This window comes from Anaerobacillus sp. 63XJN7_4_ISO-PGPR-S23-413 (assembly GCF_056173725.1).
This window is the reverse complement of the sequence record NZ_CM149688.1, coordinates 337,501-355,136: the sequence shown is the minus strand read 5'-3', so window position 1 is coordinate 355,136 and position 17,636 is coordinate 337,501. Positions and strand designations below refer to the sequence as shown.

The following is a 17,636-nucleotide window of genomic DNA, read 5'->3' as shown; positions in this document are numbered from 1 at the left end:
CTCTTCAAGAACACGTTACAATATGAATCGTTTTTATATCCCGTTCTTCTAATATTGCTATAATTTCTTTAAGGTCAGCATCTGGGACACTTTTTTCAAAAAAGAGAAAAGCTTGCTCATATTCACCTTCAGGAATGTTGTAGACGTAATGCTGAATTTGTTGATCTTCTGGATTCTGAAATGTGAATCCATTTGATATCGCATATCCTTCAATATCTACCGGCTGTATCGGACTTCTTGTCGTGGAATGATAATACACCTCACCATTTAGATAAGAGGCAATTTTCATCGGGATATACATAAACTCCCCAGTGCCAAGGCATAGAGTCTTCCCTTCGAGTGATTCTTTCTTTAAGAGATTCGATGCTTTCTGACATGAATCCTCTATCTTCGCCTTATCCGCTCCATTAATTCCAAACCTACCGCTATAAGTTAAATAGTCATTTTCATTACGTGAATCGAAACAAGATGATAAATCAATGCGATTAATCTCGGCTACATCACTAAGATATCGACTTGATTGAAAGTCATGAATCGGATGCTCAAGAGGCTTTCCTTCGAATTTAATAGTTCCTTTAAGCAAAGAAACAACGCTAATTGTAATCCCAAGTTCCATTTCTAATGCTTTATATTGTTCCATATGTTCATCAGATCGCCAGTCTAATAGAGAAAGAACTGCATAATGTTTGCGAGGATAGTTTGCGTGGAGTTCCCTGATGATATTTAGACAAGTCTTCCCAGTTGTTATTTCATCATCTACTAATACAACAGGATTAGACTTCATTAGAATAGATCGATCTGCATAACACCGTTGATCCACAGCATGAGAATGCTCTTCTTTAAAGTTAAATTCTGGATCTAAATCACTTACATTTTCTCTTGTTGTATGAATATAGTATCCTTCTTGAAAGCTATCAAATACAGCATGTCCGAGCGCTGTAGCCGTTTCAGCAAATCCAATTACTATTGGTGGTTCCTCAAGATAGAGAGGATTGTTTAGCAATCGCTCGTACGATTTCTTAACTTCTTCCAGGTGGTCGCTTAAAAACCCATCTCTTACTTCTGATAAATAATCGATGGACTCTCCTGTCACGCTCTCATAATAAGTGATTGCCAAGAGTCCTGAGGCAAGTAGCGATTTATGAGGATGAACCGGAATATGCTTGCCAAGCATTTTACTAACAAACAAAAAACCTCTTTTTTTATTAATTCTAGCTGCCATTTGAAAAAATTCCTCAACCGGTATGTTCAATTTATTTTGAGTAACCTCTAACTTAACGCTCATATCCGACAGGATCTGAAAATGGTACTGTTTCGGTAAGCATTTTGATGAAATTGTACTTGTCATGATACACCCCGTATATATTCGATTTCGTAATGATCTTCATCGCCCACTTATAATGCGGTTTAATCTCATTCATCTTATTTTGTGATTCGCTTTTTAGCACGCCTACATCCCCACTTACGTGATCCAAAATGCTAAGTGCATCAAGATATTCTTCTTTCGATACAATATTTACACACTGTACGACTTTCATATGAGTAGGGTGGATGACAGTTTTACCAATTAGACCATTCGTCAAATCAAGCAGCGTCTCGTTCAACAGTCCTGTGTTATAGTCCAGTATGGTTTCGTTCCCATGTGCACTTACTTCTCTTCTGCTATTAAAATACTCCCATACAGGACCCGAGATAACAAAGGTTCTACCAAAATAATTGACGACATCAGATATAAAGTCTCTCATTATCGATATATCGTATATTGTTGATTGGGCACTGCGGCGGATTCCATAAAGTCCACATAGATCAGTTGCTCCTATACGGACGTTAAGAATAGAGGATTCGTATTCTTTTAATAGCAAAGATATGCGTTGGAATTCTGTATAGCGTGATTCCTTATAGAAAAGCTCTGGCGACTCTAAAATCGGCATGCCATATAGAAGAGCACCTGCCGTTCGTTCTACTTTTTTGAGAGTATGTAAATACTCTCCACCATTCTTAGAGGAGAATTTAGGAAACACAAAACCTGTCAAATAGTGAATAGAAGCACCTAATTTATTTGCCACTTCGTTTAACTGCTCAGCTGACCGGACACGAATGAACAGTAGGGGCAGTGTCTCCCAACACAATTGACGATCATTCATAGCTTGCGCGATAGAGGAAAGGTGTTCTACCGTCTGATCGATCGCCTCATCCACACAGTTGTCCCCAATTGCATCTTCAAGATCAAGCACAATCGTAGTCAATTCTTGGTACTTGCCTTGGATCACGATCTCAGCAATATCTTTTCGAATCGCAGGCATATACAAAGCAGCACCAACCGCATACGATAGCTGTTCACGACCTATATGTTTATTAATAGGTGTTGGTTTTTTATAGAAAATTTGCTCCTTTTGCATTTCTGATAGATATTTAAAATATTCCAGCGTCTTCACCCCCTAAGTCCTAATTATTAGGTTATATTAGCTTCTATTTTTACTAAATTGAAAGTTTCATTGTATAAAAAAGAAGGAGAGCACCCGCGTCTCCTCCTCTTTATATTATTCGTTCTCTTTTGCTGATGCTGTTTCTTCAGCGTATGGTCGATTTTTATTGTTAATGTAATGAACAACAAACGTTCCAAGGAAGGCAAGCACGATAATACCAAAGAAAGCAACGTGCGGGATTTCAATATGGAACACGCTTAAGAACATTTTTAATGAAATGATCGCGATCAATACAAATGCTGTATTTTCCATTTCAGGTACTTTTTCGATTAACTTAAGGAAAACTCCAGCTACCGTTCTCATAAGAAGAATACCAATCATTCCTCCAAGTAACAGGACCCAAACTTCTTCGGAAATGGCTAGAGCAGCTAGGATACTATCAGCTGAGAACGCAATGTCCATTAACTCTACTGAAATAACAGTAGCCCAGAATATACCGAAAGTACGAACGAGCCAGCTGTCCTTTTTCATTCCATCTGAACCTTCTTCTTCACCTTTACTTCTGAAGTGTTGAATAACAATCCAGGCAAGGTAAGCAGCACCAAAGACCTTAATCCACCAGAACTTAATCAGATATAACCCAATTCCGATAAATAAGAAACGGAAGAAATAGGCCCCTATTAAACCGTAAGTAAGAGCTTTTCTTCGCTTTTCGGGCGGAAGGTGTTTAACCATAACGGCAAGTACTAGTGCGTTATCAGCTGATAGCAGCCCTTCTAAAAGCACCAGCGTACCGATAAGTCCCCATGAAACAGGGTCAGTTAAAACTTCTCCCCACATTTCCCAATCAAAGAAAGAGGCATATGTGTTTAGAATTTCTTGTAAGATTTCCACTTGATGTTTCCTCCTAATGTCAACTAGCTAAGCCTTAAACCTCAAGGCCATAATTTTTACAAAGGGATGCAAGTCCACCTGAGAACCCGCTACCTATTGCATTGAATTTCCATTCGTTACCGTGTCGATATAGTTCACAAACGACGACGGCTGTTTCAATTGAAAAATCTTCGCCAAGGTCAAATCGCAATAGCTCTTCTCCAGAAGATTCATCCGCAAGACGAACAAATGCGTTTGATACTTGTCCAAAGTTCTGGTGGCGTGTTTCAGCATCATGTATCGTGACGGTGATCCCAATTTTATCAACATGCGCAGGAATTTTTGAGAAGTCGACGATCAGTTGTTCATCATCTCCATCACCTTCACCTGTTCGGTTATCACCTGTATGAATGACTGATTTACTTGGATGCTCTAAGTTGTTATAAAAAATAAAATCCAGATCGTCCTGACAACGATTATTTGCATCAACTAAAAATGCCGATGCATCTAGATCAAAGTCAGAGCCTCCCTGGTATTTGTTCGTGTCCCAACCAAGCCCAATAAGTCCTTTAACGAGTCCTGGATTAGTCTTTGTTAAATCAATTCTCTGTCCTTTAGATAGTTGAATTCCCAATGTGATCCCCCAATTCGCGTTTATATTGGAATGGCAAGAGGGAGGCATCCCTCTTGCCAAAAAAGAAGAGTTTATCCGACTTGTAAACCAAAGTCAGTTGCGATTCTAGCAAGTCCTCCCTGATAACCAGATCCTACTGCAGAGAATTTCCATTCGCCGTTATGACGGTAAAGTTCTCCAACAATAATCGCTGTTTCAATCGAGAAATCTTCTCCAAGATCATAACGAATGAGCTCTTCGTTTGAATCTTCATTTAGGATGCGTACAAATGCATTAGATACTTGTCCGAAATTTTGATTACGCGCTTCAGCATCATGTATCGTAATGACGAAAGAAATTTTCTCAATTTCAGCTGGAACATCATGAAGATGAACTTTTACTTGTTCGTCATCTCCTTCTCCTTCACCAGTACGGTTATCGCCTGTATGAACAACCGAACCGCCGCCACCTTCTGTTTGATTATAGAAAACAAAATCTTTATCAGAAGAACACTTACCAGTGCTGTCTAATAGGAAGATACTTGCGTCAAGGTCAAAGTCATTTCCGCCATCGTATTTATTTGTGTCCCATCCAAGTCCTACAATAACCTTTGATAGACCTGGATTTGTTTTTGTTAAATCTACTTTTTGTCCTTTAGATAATGATACAGCCATGCTCGTCAACCCCTTTAGAATTTTAGTAGTTTAATATTTTTTTGCAATGTCGCTTAAGCCAGCATCGTTCGTTCCATTACCAATCGCGGCAAATTTCCATTCACTGCCGTGGCGATAGATTTCTGCTACAAAGAGGCTTGTCTTACCAGAATAGTTATCTGTGAGATTAAATTTAATCATTTCTTCTTGATTCGACTGGTTTACTACGCGAATAAACGCATTTTGAATCATACCAAAATCCTGTTTGCGTTTCACAGCATCATAGATATTTACTACAAAAACGAGTTTTGTAATACGCTGTGGCACCTTACTGAGATCAACCATAATTTGCTCGTCATCACCGTCTCCAGCACCAGTCAGGTTGTCACCAGTATGATTGATACTTCCGCATGCGCTTTTTAAGTTACCGAAGTAAATTAAATCTTTTTTAGAAGTTAATTTGTCGTCCTCGAGCATAAGGAGAGAAGCATCACAGTCAACGTTAGCGCCGCCGCTTCCGCCTCCAAAAAGACCGCCTAGAAGACCACCTTTCTTTTGCTCAACTGGATCCCAACCAAGGCCAACCATAATTTTCGATAAGCCGGCATTTCCTTTTGTTAAGTCAATTCGTTGACCTTTCTGCAAAGAAATTGTCAAATCGTTTCACTCCTGTTAGTAGATTTAAGTTAAATATGAGATGGTGCGTGTTAAGTTTAATAGTTAACTGCCTATTCTGTAATACGTGCCTAGATTCAGAAAGTTTCATGTTTCAACAAAAAAATTGTTTTTAACTAGAAAAATGAATTCTTTCTATTTAAAACTAACATATTTTCAGCTAAAATGAATCCTTTAACCATTGAGCAACAACGATAAAATGAAAAGATTTTGTCGATTCTGTTAACATAGGGAACTAGCTACTTACTGAATAACTCTTTTATCCTTTGCTTCCTCCAACCAATCAGGAAATTCATTTAGAAGATTATTGTACAACACTTCATCACTTGTCCGGTCAATATCTCCTATATGGAAGAAGTTGGCGTTATCAATGAACCGTCCCGTCATTGTGTCCAATTTCTCAAGTACATCGAAGTTTGAATCTCCTATACCAATAAACTGCCAAAAAAGAGGTTGGTCTGAAGATTCGACAATGGCTTTCTTAATTCCACGTTTACAGCCCCCATCATTAATAAATACAATGAACACGGGCTCTTTCGATGGATCTTCTTCTACGTATTTACTAATGACATCTTCCATAACGAGAGGTTCATCATTTCGACCAAATTTATGAACGAGATCGTTCGAAAGAATTTGACGATCCACGTAACCTTCGAAATCAAATTCTGTTACAGGCTTTAATCGACTAAACTCATTATCGTATACCCATACATCTAGTGAACCATCATCATCGAATTGACTTGCGACTGCAAGAACTCGCTCGACGACTTTTTGAACGACGCCTTCTTTGTATAGTTTCCGCATTGAACCACTAATATCAAGGACAAGACCTACTCTAGCTACAACTTGATCTAAATTCTTTTTCTTCAAAATAATACCAGCGTTTTTCTTCATTAATGTAATACTCATCAGAGTGCCTCCTTTAAATTAAGAAAGAATAACTTCTTTTTCTATATGGCTAGCGCGAACACCCATTTCTGGATTTAAATTAAGGAACGGATTACCACCATTTTGCAACAGTTTAATCGCTTCGTACGGGATGTTTACGCCCGATAAGCAGCTAATATTCAATCCCCCAGCCATCCTTGGGTTAATTTCAAGAAGCTTTGGAATTCCATTGCTGAACTTAACTTGAATATTTGAGATGTAATCAATGTTATATTCCTTATGAATAGCTCGTGCAATCTCTAGTAACTCTTCATTGTTCTCAAGTTCTCTTACTCTTCCCTCAACTTTCTTACGAGGGATAGCAAGATGCAGCTCTCCATCATACGCAAGACAATCGATACTATACTCATAACCATCTAAGTACTCTAAGACCATTAAGTCTTGGAACGAATCTTTCTGACTTAAAATAGAGCAAGCTTGCTCTATTGAAATTCTTCTAGATACCCCACCCGTAAGAAGTTCTTCAATCGTTTCCTGCCCCTCACTAATAACCCGAAAACCATTGGCACCTTCACCAATCACAGGTTTAAAACAGACAGTATGACCTTTTTTACGAAGATGTTGATAAGCTTTTTTGAATTCTTCTACATTGGTAACTACTGCGTAATCTGGAATAGGAACGAGCGATGTCTTTTTCTCTGCTTCCTTTGTAAGAATGGATTGGTACATAGCCGCTTTATTATCCATAAGAGCCATTAATTCTGCGTCACATACGAGAACTTTTACACCGATGCTGTGAAATTTCGAAAGGTTTTTCGAGATGAGGACATTTTCTTTACGAGGTATGAACAAATCGATGTTCTTTTCAGCACAAACTTGTAGACAATACGCAACGTACGCATCGCCACTAATATCAGGTTCAACAAAAGAATGATCGCAATACTGTAAATACAAAGCATCTTCGTTCGGGTGTGAACCATACACTTCAAATTCTGCTCCATCTTCGTTTTGTCGAATTAACTCTATGTAATGTGCCACAGTAGTAAACCATCTATTAAACCAAATTTTTGTCATGTTTGACTCCTTCTTTGCTGTGAAAGTTGTTTCTTAATTCAGCTAATATAGTTAGCTTAACATGAATACTTATCTCGAGATTTCACCCTCCCCGTTTATCATTTCATTCCAAATTTAAACATTCGACAGGTTTCGAAATTCTCCTCTATCTAGCAAAAAATAAAGTGCGAACCTTAATAGGTCCACACTCTATTCTTAATTAAACGTTTATTTAATTTCTAAGCTTTTATTATTTCGACAAAATTTGAGCTTAATCGGGCGGTGACAGGCACTAATTTAAACCTCCAATAAACTCATCAACAACTCGATTAAACTTATCAGCTTCTTCTATAAACGGACAGTGACAGCTTTCTTCAAACAATTCAAGTTTCGAGTTAGGGATCGCTCGATTTAAGTGCTCCCCTGCTGCTACTGGGATGAGCTTTTCTTCTTTTCCAAAACACAATAGCGTTGGTTTCGTTATTTGGTTTAAATAAGGGCGGCAGTCAATGATGGATTGATCGAAAAGAATCGCGCTTGCAATGGAAGCAGGCATTTTGGTTGTCTCTGCTAACATCCACTCGAGCTCAGATTCAGACAAATCTTTTTTAAACATCAGTGGAATGAATCCTTGAAGCAATCCTTTTTGATCCGATTGAATCTCTCTCATCATTCCGGTGAGTGCCGGTAGATCAAATGCACCTATTTCAAAATCTGGCCACTTAAAATCTGATGCTAGTTCATCAACAATAACTGTCCCCTTCACGTTATCCTCACCGAACTGCTGCAAGTATTCCCATATTACAAATGCCCCCATTGACCATCCAACTAGCATTACGTCCTTCAGATGAAGCTGGTCAATAAATTTCTTCAGATCACGAGCATAGTTTGCCACTGTGTGCCCTGTTTGAACGTGTGAGGATTGGCCATGACCTCTTAAATCTAGAGAAATCGCACGATACTTTTGTCTGAAGTACGGAAGCTGCTTTTTGAAAAAGCGGCTACTCATCCAAACGCCATGAATGAAAATCACAGGCTGCCCCATACCAACATCTTCATAATAAAGCTCTACAGCATCTTCAATATTCAAAAATGGCATTGTTAACCCTCCTATAAATAAGAAATAATTGCCGTTAATCCTCATCGTATAGCTAACTCAAGTTTATCACGAGCATCATACGATACGTATGCAAGAACCTCTTCTTTTATCCATATATTGCTCGACAGCATTCGAGCCCGTTCGGGTGGTGACTGGCACTACCTATGCTAGAATATGAGGGAGAACATAATACAAATGTGAAGGAGGAGTTACAATGGGTATTTTAAGTGGATTTATGGGGAACGCTTCAACGATGAAGAAAGAAGATGTGCAAAAAGAGCTATCTACCATTCTTTCAGAAACAGAAGAGGTGAATGCCGCATTTAAGCTTGTGAGGGATCTAATCGTCTTTACAGACAAACGCCTTTTGTTTGTTGACAAGCAAGGCATGACAGGTAAGAAAGTGGAATATCATTCTGTTCTATACAAGAGCATTTCTCACTTCAGCATTGAAACAGCAGGACACTTTGATCTTGATGCAGAGCTTAAAATCTGGATTTCCAGTTCACAGGCTCCTACCTTCTCGAAGCAGTTTAAGAAGGATGATAGCATCTACACAATTCAAAAGATCCTTACTGAACTTTGTGGATGAGTCCCCAAAAGATAGAAAAGCAGAATCCCATCCATACGGGATTCTGCTTTTCATATTTTCCTTACCTATTATCCAACATCCTCTACCTTATCCTCATCCTCTACCCAATTCATTCTCTCTTCTTTCGTCATATAAGCAATTGTTAAACCACTCCACGCAAAGGCAATCGAAAGAATAGGAACAAGGTAATTTAAGATCGCATATGGTGCATAGTCAATCACAGACACTCCCAACGTACCAAATATAAATACAGCACATGTATTCCATGGAACAAACACAGAAGTTAATGTCCCACCATCTTCAATCGCACGTGATAAATTTTTGGGATGAAGATTTAGTTCTCTATATCTTTTTACATACATCCTGCCTGGGAGTACGACTGAAATATACTGCTCTGCTGTTAGAACATTTGTCGCAAATGCTGACATCACCGTCGTCGTTAATAAGCCCTTCGCTGTCTTCGCTATTTTAATAATTTGAGTTACGATTGCATTAAGCATTCCCGTATTCTCCAGTATTCCACCAAACGTCATCGCACAAATAACGAGTGATACGGTGTACATCATGTCGTCAATACCACCACGATTAAAAAGTTCATCGATTGTTGCGTTTCCCGTCTCGATGGAAAAGCCGCTTTGTAATGTATTCACAGCTGTTCCAACATCGCCACCCTGTACAAAAATGTCTGCTAGAAATCCTAGTATAATACCAGCCATTAGGGACGGAATTACGGGTACCTTTTTGGATACCAATACGATGACGAGTGCAGGCGCTAAAAGCAACCATGGCGAAATAACGAAAGAATCTTGTAGCACTTTCATAATGGATTCGATTTTCTCAAAATCAATTTTATTAGAGGAAAACTTTGTACCTAGATACCAGTACACGCTAAGCGCAATGATAAACGCCGGAATGGTGGTATACGTCATATGCTTGATATGCTCGAATAAATTCGCTCCAACCGTTCCAGAAGCTAGATTCGTTGTGTCTGATAGAGGAGACATCTTATCGCCAAAATAGGCTCCAGAAATAATCGCCCCAGCGACCATACCTGAAGGAATCCCCATACTCATTCCGATTCCCATTCCCGCAATGCCGATTGTTCCCATCGTTGACCACGAACTTCCAGTCGCAATTGAGACAATCGCACAAATGACGGCAATAGAAACTAAGAAAAAAGCAGGCGAAATGAGCTTTAAGCCATAATAAAACATCGTTGCAACAATTCCCCCGCCAATCCACGCTCCTATGACAATCCCGACAAGAATGATGATAACCACCGCTGGCAATGAAAGACGGATACCTTTATAAATACTAGATTCAATTTCACCCCAGCTATAACCAACAAACCACGCTATGAAAGCGGATACAAAAGCACCTAAAATAAGAGGGATGTGCGCACTTCCTTCAAACACGACAATGGTAAAACCCATCACAATAATCATGGCTATAAACGGTATAATTGCTAAACCAAAAGTCATCTCTTTGCCGCTTTTCCTCATTCGCTTACCTCCAATTTGACTGCCCACGGTCTACTTATGTACCCTTTCCGCTTATACAGAAAAGGGTGTTGCGTTTCTATCACTTCAATCGCTCCCGGTTATTAACAAATCATCTCTCAATGTTCCTAGCACTGTAACAGGTGTAATCTCTTCTCCCTGACTCACTTCTATTGAAAGGAGATGTCCACTCGCCCCAACATTAACGTGTTCAAGTTTACCTTCTACTGTCTTAACTAAAAACAATGTTTCCCACTCATATACGTGATCCAATGGCTGTGTAACGACTTGCTCAATTGTTCCAGAGTAAGGACTGTTGATTGTATGAACGATCTCATTCATTTTTTTCATCCTCCCTTTCGTTACAGTCATTTAAAAGCCGCTCGACCTAAACCCAACCTCGAAACTTTGAAGCTTCTGCCATCTTTCGAATTCCTGCCATATAAGCTGCTAACCTTGTATCAACGTGGTAAGTTTTTGAGATTTCATAAACTTTCGCAAAAGACTCAACGATCACTTTTCGCAACCTTGCTTCTACTTCTTCCTCTGTCCAATAATATCCCTGATTGTTTTGAACCCATTCAAAATAGGAGACTATCACACCCCCTGAACTTGCAAGCACATCGGGAACAAGTAAAATGCCCCGCTTTGTTAAAATTTTAGTGGCCTCGATTGTTGTCGGTCCATTCGCAGCTTCCACTACTATGGAAGCTTTAATAGCTGAAGCATTGTCGATGGTGATTTGATTGGAAATCGCCGCCGGAACTAGGATATCGCAGTCTAGCTCAAGCAGTTCCTTGTTCGTAATCGTATTCTTAAACAACGTTGTCACCGTTCCAAAACTATCGCGGCGATCTAGCAAGTCATCAATATCTAATCCATCGGCATCATAGATCGCACCATAGGCATCGGAGATCCCAATAATTTTAGCTCCTGCATCATGCATGAATTTCGCTAAAAAACTACCAGCATTTCCAAACCCTTGAATTACGACGCGCGCTCCCTGTAGCTTGATTCCTTTCTTTCTAGCAGCCTCTTCAATACAAATCGTTACGCCACGAGCTGTTGCTGTTTCCCTTCCATGAGAGCCACCAAGCACAACTGGTTTACCCGTAATGAATCCCGGAGAATCAAATTCACGAATCCGACTGTATTCATCCATCATCCAGGCCATAATTTGAGAATTTGTGAAAACATCTGGAGCAGGTATATCTTTTGTTGGACCAACGATCTGGCTGATCGCGCGAACGTAACCACGACTCAACCGTTCCAATTCTCGGAATGACATCTCACGAGGATCACAAATGATCCCGCCCTTTCCTCCGCCGTAAGGTAAATTGGCGATTCCACACTTTAAACTCATCCATAAAGATAAAGCCTTCACTTCATCTTCATTCACCTCTGGATGAAATCGCACCCCACCTTTTGTCGGTCCCACCGCATCATTATGTTGGGACCGATATCCGGTAAAAATTCGAACCTTGTCATTATCCATTCGAACGGGAATGCGGACAGTTAGCATTCTCATTGGTTCTTTTAAAAGTTCATACACCTCATCTGAATAGCCAAGTTGATCCAGTGCTTCCTTCACAACGATTTGAGTGGAGTAAAATAAATTCAGTGATTCCGTATCTTGTTTTTCAGCCTGCTTTAAATGTTGGCTAACTGCCGCTTCCATGTAGACACCTCATCTTATTTATTGTTCTTACTTGGACAACACATTTACGATTTTAGCTATGGCCCAATCAAGATCTTCTCTTGAAATGATAAGCGGTGGCGCAAATCGGATCACCGTATCATGCGTTTCCTTACATAAAAGCCCTTCTTCTTTTAACTTTTCGCAGTAAGATCTTGCTGGCTTTGTTAATTCAACTCCGATAAATAATCCTTTACCACGTACTTCTTTAATTAGAGGGTTATCGATTTCCTTTAATTTTTCTTGAAAATAGTTTCCAAGCTCGAGTGACCGCTGAGCTAACTGTTCGTCTTCTAAAACTTCAAGAGCAGCAACGGAAACGGCACAGCCAAGCGGATTCCCACCAAATGTGGATCCGTGTGAGCCAGGATTAAAGACACCAAGAATCTCTTCATTAGCAGCAATACATGAGATTGGGAAGACGCCTCCGCCTAGCGCTTTTCCAAGAATGTAAATATCCGGTTCAACATTTTCCCAATCGCACGCAAATGTTTTACCCGAGCGCCCAAGACCAGCTTGAATTTCATCTGCAACGTAAAGCACATTATTTTCTTTACAAACATCATAAGCTTCCTTTAAAAAGCCTTCTGGAGGAATGACAATCCCTGCTTCTCCTTGAATCGGTTCAAATAGGAAAGCAGCTGTATTTGGTGTAATGGCATTTCGTAGCGCATCAATATCACCGTATGGAATCAATTTAATTCCCGGTAACATTGGACCAAATCCTCTCTGGTATTCAGCCTCAGAAGAGAGAGATACAGCCGTCATTGTACGTCCATGGAAATTTCCGACACATGCAATAATTTCAGCCTGATTTTCTGAAACGCCTTTCACATCATAAGCCCAGCGTCGCACCGTTTTAATAGCGGTTTCCACTGCTTCTGCCCCAGTGTTCATTGGAAGAACTTTTGCTTTATTTGTTAGCTTTGCTACCTTCTCATAAAACGGAGCCAATTGGTCGTTATGAAAAGCTCGGGATGTTAATGTAATGCGATCTGCCTGGTCCTTTAAGGCTTGAATAATTTTCGGATGACGGTGTCCTTGATTAACTGCTGAATAAGCACTCAACATATCCATATATCGGTTACCTTCAGGGTCTTTCACCCACACCCCTTCTGCATCCGTAATAACAATTGGAAGCGGGTTATAGTTATTCGCTCCAAATTGGGTTGTTTTTTCAATCACATTCTCAGTCGTTGTTTGTGTCTTCATGTTCTTCCTCCTTTAAAAGTTCGCCTCACCTAGAGGAGCAAAAAGAACTTCGCTCTCCCTCTCCTTAGTAACAAGCAAGTTTTATGCCAACTTTTTAAAACGATTAAATCTTAGGAAGGACGGGGATTATTCAATTTCACCATGCAAAACCTCTTTGCATACAATTGATTTATTTTGCATGTGTGTGCAAAATAATATTGCAATCCATGTACTTCCATACATACAATAGCGGTAGTAACAAAGGAGGTACGTAACTTGGATAATGAAACGGAGAACGATTGGAAAGCACTTAAAACTATGAATCATGTATACAAAAAAATCATCGATGAAATCGACGTCGGCGTTCATGTGATTGATGAAAAAGGCAAAACGATCATTTATAATCCTAAAATGATGCAAATTGAAGCCATGGATCGTCAGGATGTTGTTGATAAATATTTATTAGATGTCTTTATGTTCTCAGCGAATGAGAGCAGCACGCTTGTTAAGGCACTTCAAAAAGGCATCGAAACGTCGAATGTGAAGCAAACGTATTTCAATAATAAAGGGAAAGAAATCACAACAATTAACAACTCATTTCCCATTTTAGAAAATGGAACTATTAAAGGCGCTGTCGAGATTTCTAACGACGTAACAAAGCTTGAACGGTTAATTCGTGACAATATGAATCGAAAAGGAAACACTCGATTCACATTCGATAGCATTATTGGAGATAGTCTTGCCATTCAAGAAGTGATTGAGAATACAAAACGAAGCACACGAACATCGTCGTCTGTTTTGATCGTTGGGGAAACCGGAACAGGAAAAGAATTATTTGCTCAAAGCATCCACAATGGTAGCCACCGTTCTTCCGCTCCGTTTATTTCGCAAAACTGTGCTGCCTTACCTGATAATTTGATTGAAAGCCTTCTGTTCGGTACGAAGCGAGGCGCATTTACAGGAGCAACTGAGCGACCAGGCTTATTTGAACAAGCAGAAGGCGGGACGTTATTACTTGATGAAATTAATTCTTTAAGTATGAATTTACAAGCGAAACTATTGAGAGTCCTACAGGAAAAAACAATTCGGCGCATTGGTGACACAGAAGATAAGGCCATTGACGTTAGAATCATCGCTACAATGAACGAAGATCCCATTGAAGCCATTGCGAAGGAACGAATGCGTAAAGACTTGTATTACCGACTTGGGGTTGTGACTCTATTTATCCCTCCACTTAGAGAAAGGAAAGAGGACATCTCTTTATTAGTGGATTCGTTTATCTCAAAATATAACGATCTCTTTCAAATGGATGTTAAAGGAGTAGATACGGAAGTCTCTGAATCATTTCAAGCTTACGACTGGCCAGGGAATGTACGAGAATTAGAACATATTATTGAAGGGGCAATGAATTTAATGATGAGCGAAGACATCATACACTATTCTCATTTGCCCATTCAGTATCGAAATAAATCGCCATTACAAAAAGAAAGGCATTTGATTGAGGCTAATCAACTTACCATACATCATTCCAATCAAATTATCCCATTGAAAGAACAAATGGAGAAAGCTGAAAAAGTTTATATCCAAAAGGTGCTTCAAGAAAACAAAAGTAATATCTCAAAAACCGCAAAAGTGTTAGGTCTAAGTAGACAAAGCTTGCAGTACCGGTTAAGGAAATTTGATATTCAAACGTAAAAATAAGAGGCTAGATGAAATCGTAGCTTATGTGTGAGTGATTCGCCTTCTCTCTTCCATCCATTTTATCTCTTCATTAAAACACGTATAATAAGAAGTAACCGCTTTACCATTCGACAGAATTTGACTTAAACCGGGTGGTGACAGGCACCAGAAAGACCAGAAAGGAGCTTCCCCTCATGTTCGAACTCTTGCTTACGATGCTAGAGCGACTTGGCATTATCGTCACAATTGCGTTTGTGCTAACCCGCTTTCGCTTCTTCCGAGATATGATATACAGCGATCAGCTTGCTCGTAAGCAGCAGTATGTTGCGATTGGCTTCTTTGGTTTCTTTGGGATCATCGGAACATATACAGGATTAACATTTAGTACAGATTCACTCCAATTTAATTCATGGCCACTTGAAGTTTCTTCTGACGAAGCCATCGCGAATTCAAGAGTAATCGGAGTCGTTCTTGCTGGACTTCTTGGTGGAAAGAGGGTTGGATTTGGTGCAGGGCTAATTGCAGGGATTCATCGCTATATGCTTGGTGGATTTACAGCAGTAGCTTGTGGACTTGCCTCCATTATTGCTGGACTTATCGCTGGCTCTCTACACAAACGAAACCGTCATGTAAAACTTCGATCAGCCTTTATGATCGGTGCAGGTGCAGAAGCCGTTCAAATGCTCATTATCTTGCTTCTTTCAAAACCGTTTCAAAATGCCATGGCTCTTGTAGAAGTGATCGGAATTCCAATGATTCTCGCAAACGGAATTGGCTGTGCTCTCTTCCTCCTTATCATAAAAAATGTTGTAAACGAGGAAGAAAAAGCTGGTGCGCTTCAGGCACAGAAAACCCTTCGTATCGCGGATCAAACACTTGGTTATCTCAGACAAGGGCTTTCTGAAGCTTCAGCTCATGAGGTCTGTCAGATTCTTCATCGAGAAATTGAAGGTAGCGCAGTAGCGATAACGGATCGTACACACATTTTAAGTCACGTTGGCCTTGCGAACGACCATCATCAATCAGGACACGAGATTCAAACGACCATTACAAAAGACGTGATTCATAAAGGTGAAATTGTTATAGCAAACGATCAAACCATTCACTGTGCTGAGAAAAATTGTCCGCTCGGAGCAGCCATTATTGCTCCCCTTAAACAGCGAGGTAAAACAATCGGCACGCTAAAATTCTATTTCCGATCGGAAAAAGAGATCACCCATATTATTACTGAGCTCGTTCTCGGTCTCAGCAATCTTCTTAGTAATCAGTTAGAAATAGCTGAAGCGGATAAAGCCTATCAGCTCGCAAAAGAAGCCGAAATCAAAGCATTACAAGCACAAATCAGTCCGCACTTTCTTTTTAATTCACTGAATACAATTATTTCGTTAATTCGTATTGAACCTGATAAAGCACGTAAATTACTCGTTTCCCTTTCACACTTTTTAAGACAAAATTTATCTGGTACTACAGCGAACATGACCTCGCTTAACCAGGAGTTAAAACACGTGAAAGCCTACCTTGAAGTGGAAGAAGCACGATTTGTAGACAGACTAACCGTTAAATATACAATCGATGAAAGTGTATTATCCGTCCAATTACCTCCACTCACGTTACAGCCGATTGTTGAGAATGCTATTAAACATGGTATCAAAAATAAGGAAAACGATTGTCTTGTTGAAATTGCAATTGCTCAAAATCCAAACGGGGTTACTGTTTGCGTAACTGATAACGGTGAAGGGATTTCCCCTGATCGTTTACCAGAGCTTGGTAGAGTACACGTGTCGTCAGAAATTGGTACAGGGCTTGGCCTCTATAACGTTAATCGTCGCCTAACAATGCTATTTGGAAGCGAAGCAAGCCTTGCCATTCATAGCGAGCCTTGCAACGGTACAACCATTTGCTTTTTGATTCCACTAATGGAGGACTAATAGATGAACGAAATGAAATGTTTAATCGTGGATGATGAACGATACAGCCGCCAGGAACTCGTTCATTTACTCTCACATTTTAAGTCGATAAATGTGATCGGTGAGGCTGATTCAGGTGAAACAGCAGTGATCAAAGCACTTCAACTTCAACCAGATGTTGTTTTTCTTGATGTTGAGATGCCCAAAATGAATGGGATGGAAGCAGCAAAAGCCTTATTGGAACTTAAGAAATCTCCTCTAATCGTTTTTGCGACCGCTTATCCTGAATTTGCTGCAGAAGCTTTTCGATATGAAGCGATTGACTATCTTCTGAAACCCTATGATGAAGAACAGCTTCATCAAACCGTACAACGTCTAGAGAAGTTGATGCAAGTATCTACTAAAGAAGAACCTCCGCCAAAGAAAGGCAAGCTCTCAGTTGAACTAGAAGGTGAGATTCATTACCTCGATCCCAATGATATCCTCTTTATTTTTCGCGATGAAAAAGTCTCACGGATCGTTGTAAAAAATGGCGAGTACGAAGTGAAGATGGCGCTAAAAGAACTTGAAAGCCGACTATCCTCCTTTTCGTTTTTTAGAATTCATAAAGGATATCTAGTTAATCTTCACTACGTGACGCGCCTGACCCCATGGTTTAATGGTGCTTATCAGCTTGAATTAGAAGGTGTTCGAGAAAAGCTTTCTGTAAGTCGTAATTATGTAAAAGCACTACGTACAGAACTTGAATTGTAATTCCGAGTGCATTTCAGTCTTTCATACAAACATCTCAA

At 39.8% G+C, this 17,636-nt stretch carries 17 protein-coding genes; 4 read left to right on the top strand and 13 right to left on the bottom strand.

Annotated elements, in window-relative coordinates:
- Window positions 1–4: 4 nt before the first annotated feature.
- The 9 genes from AC0VYO_RS01975 to AC0VYO_RS01935 all read right to left on the bottom strand — a co-directional run bounded on the left by AC0VYO_RS01975 (window position 5) and on the right by AC0VYO_RS01935 (window position 8,280).
- Window positions 5–1,348, bottom strand: a complete 1,344-nt coding sequence (locus AC0VYO_RS01975) for a phosphoribosyltransferase family protein (RefSeq protein ID WP_475368326.1) — start codon at window positions 1,346–1,348, stop codon at window positions 5–7.
- Entirely contained in the window at window positions 1,275–2,399 is a 1,125-nt protein-coding gene (locus tag AC0VYO_RS01970) for an HpcH/HpaI aldolase/citrate lyase family protein (RefSeq protein WP_475368325.1), read from the bottom strand. Before AC0VYO_RS01970 ends, AC0VYO_RS01975 begins: the two co-directional genes overlap by 74 nt.
- 141 nt (window positions 2,400–2,540) lie before the next feature.
- Window positions 2,541–3,266: a TerC family protein gene (locus AC0VYO_RS01965; protein WP_255623096.1), complete on the bottom strand. Its 726-nt coding sequence runs from the start codon at window positions 3,264–3,266 to the stop codon at window positions 2,541–2,543.
- An 88-nt stretch (window positions 3,267–3,354) separates the two neighbouring features.
- Window positions 3,355–3,933, bottom strand: coding sequence for a TerD family protein (locus AC0VYO_RS01960; RefSeq protein WP_475366409.1), 579 nt, complete (start codon window positions 3,931–3,933; stop codon window positions 3,355–3,357).
- Window positions 3,934–4,004: 71 nt separating this feature from the next.
- Window positions 4,005–4,586 carry a TerD family protein gene (locus tag AC0VYO_RS01955; protein ID WP_194222367.1) on the bottom strand — a complete coding sequence of 194 codons (582 nt, stop codon included), beginning with the start codon at window positions 4,584–4,586 and terminating at the stop codon, window positions 4,005–4,007.
- 30 nt (window positions 4,587–4,616) lie between these two features.
- Window positions 4,617–5,222, bottom strand: coding sequence for a TerD family protein (locus AC0VYO_RS01950; protein ID WP_475366408.1), 606 nt, complete (start codon window positions 5,220–5,222; stop codon window positions 4,617–4,619).
- 261 nt (window positions 5,223–5,483) lie between these two features.
- The gene (locus tag AC0VYO_RS01945) at window positions 5,484–6,152 is read right to left on the bottom strand and encodes a vWA domain-containing protein (protein WP_475367443.1); all 669 of its coding nucleotides are present in this window, start codon (window positions 6,150–6,152) and stop codon (window positions 5,484–5,486) included.
- 15 nt (window positions 6,153–6,167) lie between these two features.
- Complete coding sequence (locus AC0VYO_RS01940) at window positions 6,168–7,202, bottom strand: ATP-grasp domain-containing protein (RefSeq protein WP_475368324.1); 1,035 nt, start codon at window positions 7,200–7,202, stop codon at window positions 6,168–6,170.
- A 271-nt stretch (window positions 7,203–7,473) separates the two neighbouring features.
- Window positions 7,474–8,280, bottom strand: a complete 807-nt coding sequence (locus tag AC0VYO_RS01935; RefSeq protein WP_475368323.1) for an alpha/beta fold hydrolase — start codon at window positions 8,278–8,280, stop codon at window positions 7,474–7,476.
- Between the two features lie 214 nt (window positions 8,281–8,494).
- Here AC0VYO_RS01935 and AC0VYO_RS01930 point away from each other — a divergent pair, with 214 nt between their 5' ends.
- Window positions 8,495–8,872: a PH domain-containing protein gene (locus tag AC0VYO_RS01930; RefSeq protein ID WP_194222382.1), complete on the top strand. Its 378-nt coding sequence runs from the start codon at window positions 8,495–8,497 to the stop codon at window positions 8,870–8,872.
- A gap of 68 nt (window positions 8,873–8,940) precedes the next feature.
- On the opposite strand, the gene nhaC is transcribed toward AC0VYO_RS01930, so the two are convergent.
- The 4 genes from nhaC to AC0VYO_RS01910 all read right to left on the bottom strand — a co-directional run bounded on the left by nhaC (window position 8,941) and on the right by AC0VYO_RS01910 (window position 13,279).
- On the bottom strand, window positions 8,941–10,374 hold the full coding sequence (gene nhaC, locus AC0VYO_RS01925) for a Na+/H+ antiporter NhaC (protein WP_475368322.1): 1,434 nt from the start codon (window positions 10,372–10,374) through the stop codon (window positions 8,941–8,943).
- 84 nt (window positions 10,375–10,458) lie between these two features.
- Window positions 10,459–10,713: a biotin/lipoyl attachment domain-containing protein gene (locus AC0VYO_RS01920; RefSeq protein ID WP_475366404.1), complete on the bottom strand. Its 255-nt coding sequence runs from the start codon at window positions 10,711–10,713 to the stop codon at window positions 10,459–10,461.
- Window positions 10,714–10,759: 46 nt separating this feature from the next.
- Window positions 10,760–12,049 (bottom strand): Glu/Leu/Phe/Val family dehydrogenase, encoded by a 1,290-nt coding sequence (locus AC0VYO_RS01915; RefSeq protein WP_475368321.1) that lies wholly within the window; start codon window positions 12,047–12,049, stop codon window positions 10,760–10,762.
- Window positions 12,050–12,076: 27 nt separating this feature from the next.
- A complete protein-coding gene (locus tag AC0VYO_RS01910) occupies window positions 12,077–13,279 on the bottom strand; it encodes an ornithine--oxo-acid transaminase (RefSeq protein ID WP_475366403.1) in 1,203 nt (400 codons plus the stop codon).
- 297 nt (window positions 13,280–13,576) lie between these two features.
- Between AC0VYO_RS01910 and AC0VYO_RS01905 the strand changes: the two genes are divergently transcribed.
- From AC0VYO_RS01905 to AC0VYO_RS01895, 3 genes are all read left to right on the top strand, one after another.
- A complete protein-coding gene (locus tag AC0VYO_RS01905; RefSeq protein WP_475369033.1) occupies window positions 13,577–14,953 on the top strand; it encodes a sigma-54 interaction domain-containing protein in 1,377 nt (458 codons plus the stop codon).
- A gap of 179 nt (window positions 14,954–15,132) precedes the next feature.
- Window positions 15,133–16,866 carry a LytS/YhcK type 5TM receptor domain-containing protein gene (locus AC0VYO_RS01900; RefSeq protein ID WP_475368320.1) on the top strand — a complete coding sequence of 578 codons (1,734 nt, stop codon included), beginning with the start codon at window positions 15,133–15,135 and terminating at the stop codon, window positions 16,864–16,866.
- Between the two features lie 3 nt (window positions 16,867–16,869).
- Window positions 16,870–17,598 carry a LytR/AlgR family response regulator transcription factor gene (locus AC0VYO_RS01895; RefSeq protein ID WP_283153128.1) on the top strand — a complete coding sequence of 243 codons (729 nt, stop codon included), beginning with the start codon at window positions 16,870–16,872 and terminating at the stop codon, window positions 17,596–17,598.
- The last annotated feature ends 38 nt before the right edge of the window (window positions 17,599–17,636 follow it).